General features: G+C 42.2%; 5 protein-coding genes. All 5 read left to right on the forward strand.

Annotated features, from left to right (window positions below; translation table 11 throughout):
- On the forward strand, positions 1 to 318 hold a 318-nt coding region (locus AC1DSE_RS31145; protein ID WP_477528762.1), incomplete at its 5' end, for a VOC family protein.
- A gap of 215 nt (positions 319 to 533) precedes the next feature.
- Positions 534 to 1,451, forward strand: coding sequence for a phosphotransferase family protein (locus tag AC1DSE_RS31150; RefSeq protein WP_477528763.1), 918 nt, complete (start codon positions 534 to 536; stop codon positions 1,449 to 1,451).
- Positions 1,452 to 1,456: 5 nt separating this feature from the next.
- A complete protein-coding gene (locus AC1DSE_RS31155) occupies positions 1,457 to 2,320 on the forward strand; it encodes a MerR family transcriptional regulator (RefSeq protein ID WP_477511700.1) in 864 nt (287 codons plus the stop codon).
- A 53-nt stretch (positions 2,321 to 2,373) separates the two neighbouring features.
- Positions 2,374 to 3,288 (forward strand): NAD-dependent epimerase/dehydratase family protein, encoded by a 915-nt coding sequence (locus tag AC1DSE_RS31160; RefSeq protein WP_477511701.1) that lies wholly within the window; start codon positions 2,374 to 2,376, stop codon positions 3,286 to 3,288.
- Between the two features lie 41 nt (positions 3,289 to 3,329).
- Positions 3,330 to 4,304 (forward strand): hypothetical protein (locus tag AC1DSE_RS31165; RefSeq protein WP_477528764.1); only part of this gene is annotated, 975 nt, incomplete at its 3' end.

Below are 4,304 nucleotides of genomic sequence, written 5' to 3' on the forward strand. Positions count from 1 at the left end.
CACGATTCCATCCATTTTTATGAAAATATCGGATTTACTTCAGAAAATATTGGCGGACATATTCATATGAACTACGGCGATGTGACCTTTATTTTGCACGAAGCTAAATTGAAAAGTGATATTCGGCCCAATTCGTCAGTAGAAGGCGGACTTTATTTTGATGCTTTCTGCTATACGAATCCAGAGGGACTAAGACAATTACATAAGTTGTTTATCTCAAAAGAAGTGAAGATTGTGCAAGGACCGCATTGGTCAGATGGATGGAGTGAGCTTACCATTGTCGACAATAACGGTTATCGTATTGCTTTTGGCGGATAAGCATTATTTTTTAAGTCGATGTGCTCGAACTTAAAAGTCTTGATTTGAATAATGGCATAAAGCATGTCATTAATCGAAGTATGAGATAAAGTTGAAGCGTTGAGAAATAGTTTGGACAGTTTTTGCCTAGAGTTGACTATGAAACGTTTTTTACCTTTGAGCGATCCAGCAGTGAAGCTAAAATAAATGTATAACCTTGTTAAGGAGCTGCTGCAATGCCTAATAAAAACGAGCTTATCTCATCATTATTATTACTGGCCAATGAATGGGGGTTAACGGATATTACGCCTCATGTGCTTAGTGAGGGTGGGAATTTAATTATTCATCTAGCTCCTTATCCCATTGTGGCAAGAATAGCAATTGTCCTCTCTGAAGCAGATGGAGAGAATGCATACAAGATACAGGATCGAGAGCTGCTTGTAGCGCGTTACCTTCATTCCAAGAATGTCCCTGTGCTGCTGCCAACTAGCCTTGTTGATGCGGGTCCTCATAACGTGGCAGATACATGGCTGACGCTGTGGGCTTATGTCCCTCCTGTAGCCTTGCAACCTCCATCGCCGAAGGAAGCAGTTGATCTTATTAACAAACTTTCTAAGGCAATAAAAGACTTTGAAGGTGAGGTTCCTATGCTTGGTGTTTGGGAGCGCACTTGTCAATCAGCACAAAGATTAAGACTTAACCCCGATGAACGAATACAAGCTTTATTGCAGAAATTTCATAAATGGGACGAGAAGATGCGGGAGGAGCTAGACTTGTTAGTACCCAGTCATGGAGATGCCCATGCAGGTAACCTGATACCGAGCCCGGAGGGTTGGTTATGGATGGATTTTGAGGACATATCATTAATGYCCCACTACTGGGATTTGTCCTCCTATGTTGGCAATCTTGTTTTATTTGGTGGAACACAAGAGCCAACTTTCACATGTATGCTGAATCATTCTGATATTGTTTCTGACAAAAAGGCATTTGGTTTTGCAGTTTCTGCACGCATACTGATGTCTACCTTGGGCAATCTGGATTTTGCTCTCGCAGGGCATGGTGATTTGGAGTTTGCAACGAAACAACTTGAATTAGCTGAACCCATTTTGCAGCAGATAGATTTATTAACAGGCGAGACTCTCAAAGGGGAATAGTTTCGATGAGCAACGATCAATTTTACTCTATAGGCCAAGCGGCAAAGATATGTAATATCGCTGTTCAAACACTGCGCTTTTACGACAAGATCGGTTTGGTCATACCTAGCCATACGGATAAATCCACTGGTTATCGGTATTATTCCAATTATGAACTTCTTTATATTAAAATCGTCCAAGACATGAAAACATTGCAATTTTCGCTTGATGAAATAAAAGCAGCTTTAAAAGAGGGAAGCTTAAGCAGTTTAGTAGAGAAGCTTGAATTAAAACGAAGGAACACGATTACTGAAATAGAACAATTAGAGCAGCTTGTACAATTAATAGGAAAGAGATCGGAACAAATCAATTATTTGYTGGATTTAGGCGATGAGCTTAAAAACCTTGATGTGTTAGTGGAATTAAAACATTTGCCGGAGCGGCTTATCCTATCTGATCGCAGCAGATCAGCGTGTGGGATGGAAGCGTCGGTTGTTAAGTTTACACGATTATTCCAGCAGGCGGAAGCAAACGGATTAATTCCGAAGCAATTGATGACGATTTACCATGAAAATATTTTGACATTTGATCGTGAGGATTCCGATTTGGAATTTTGCATTTCTACCGACTCTACTGGTGCTCACGCTCCAAATGAATATAGCCGAATTATCCCTGAAGGCGATTATATTACAGCTCTTTATTGCGGAATTCCGAACGCCGAATCGTGCAAACGAATTTACAGCAAGCTGCTGTCGTGGATGGAGAAGCATAACTACATCGAAGCGGGTCCGTCAATTGAGCTGTATTTGGTTGATATGGCTCAAATGATGAAGCCGGAGGAGTTTATTGTAGAGCTTCAAGTTTCTGTTCGAAAAGCGTTGACCCTATAGTTACTATAGGGTTTATATTGTTTTTATTCGTCAAATGGGGAGGAAAAAACAATATGAATGTGATTTTCGGAACGGGTCCGCTGGGTATGGCCGTCATGAGGGAGCTTGTTGCTCTTGGAGAACCTGTCAAAATGGTTAGTTTGAGCGGGAAAGCGACTGTGCCTTCAGGGGTGAGTGTAAAGCAAGCGAACGTAATGAATGAGGATGAGACAAAGGCCATAATGAAACATGCAAAGGTTGTCTTTCAGTGTGCGCAGCCGCCATATCAGAAGTGGCATGAGTTGTTTTTGCCTTTTCAGGAGCATATCATTTCGGGAGCTATAGCTGCAGGAGCGAAGCTGGTCGTTGCCGAAAATGTATATATGTATGGGCAGGTTAATGGGAGCATGCATGAAGGATTACCGTACACAGCTGTGACTAAGAAGGGGAAAGTACGCGCAGACATGTCTAGTCGACTGCTGCAGCTCTATCAAGAGGGAATGCTGCAGGTGACGATGGGGCGGGGAGCGGATTTTTTTGGACCGAATGTTCACCATTCTTCTGTTGGTTCACGGTTGTTCAAGCCGATAGTGAAAGGCAAAGCTTGCACGGTAATGGGAAACCCGGATAAGAAGCATACGTATACGTTTATCGATGATTTTGGTAAAGCGCTCGTTGTGTTAAGTCAACATGAAGATGCATATGGCCGCGCGTGGCATGTTCCAAACGATGCTACGGTTACAACAAGAGAATTTGTTGAAACAGCTTATCGACTTGCTGGATTCCCTGCAAACATTCAAACCATGGGGAAAGCGATGCTTCGAATAGGGGGATTGTTTATACCGGCAGCTCGAGAAAGCATCGAAATGCTGTACCAGTTCGAAAATGATTTTATTATTGATAGCAGTCTATTTTCAGAGAGGTTTGGCTTCACGGCTACACCCTTAGAGGAAGCTATAGCAAAAACATTGGGATCGACTGTAGTGTAGAGGTTATGCAGGTGTGACCATGAAGAGATGGAGGTAGACTTATGGATGAAAATAATCAATGGAGTGCTAACACACTGGTGAAAATTGATCATTACAAGTTTAGTGGACTGGACAATTCTTTAATCGGTGCCATTAAATCTACGGCTGACTTTTATCAAATGCCTCTATCGGCAGCATGGATTTATGGCATGACCGGGCTTGCTTTCTTACATGTTATTGATGAAAGACTAGTTGAACCTAACGGGGGACCGCCTGAGCCGGAGGTTTTTCGGCTTGTTCGCAATATTGGATTAGAGGTTAGTGGGTTGCATGCTTATGCGGAAGGAGAAGACTTTAAACGTCTGCAAGCGGAAGCGTGGGAGAAAGCAAAGTGCGCCTTACGTGCCAATCATCCCGTTTTTTCTAAAAATATTGATATTCAAAACCAGACATCTGTCGTGTACGCCCATGATGATCACGGTTATTATACATATAATTGGCATACAGGGTATGAGCACAGCGAAGATGCAATACCTTGGAGTTTCTTAGGTCTAAGCCGCTGTCCTTGTATAAACTGTGTAAAGAATGGAGAGAAATCCGAACAAAAAAACAAGGCATGCGGCCTCATTTCTTTGCATTCGGTTGTTCCTATTCAAGCAGTAGACGAACGAACCGCTTTTATAGAAGCGCTTGATTATGTTATTCGTTTAAATGAGGATGGCGATTATCGGTGGCAGGATAAAACGTATCTCGTTGGTGCAAAAGCTTACGAACGGTGGCTTGACGCACTCGAGAGGGAAACGATGGATAAATATTATTTCAGTTTATTTATCGAAATTTTGTGCGAAGCTAGGAGTCATGCCGTGCTGTTTCTAATGGAGTTAAGTGGAAAATTATCCGGCGTGGGAGGACAAAGCTTTAACGAGTTAATCCATACGTATAGACAAGTTGTCTCTCGATCTAATAAGCTGAAAGAGATGTATCCGTATCAAGAGCCGCGAGAGAGCGAAGTGAATCAAAAAGAGCAATGTATAACC

The sequence above is a fragment of the Paenibacillus sp. 01L418 genome (assembly GCF_056400045.1).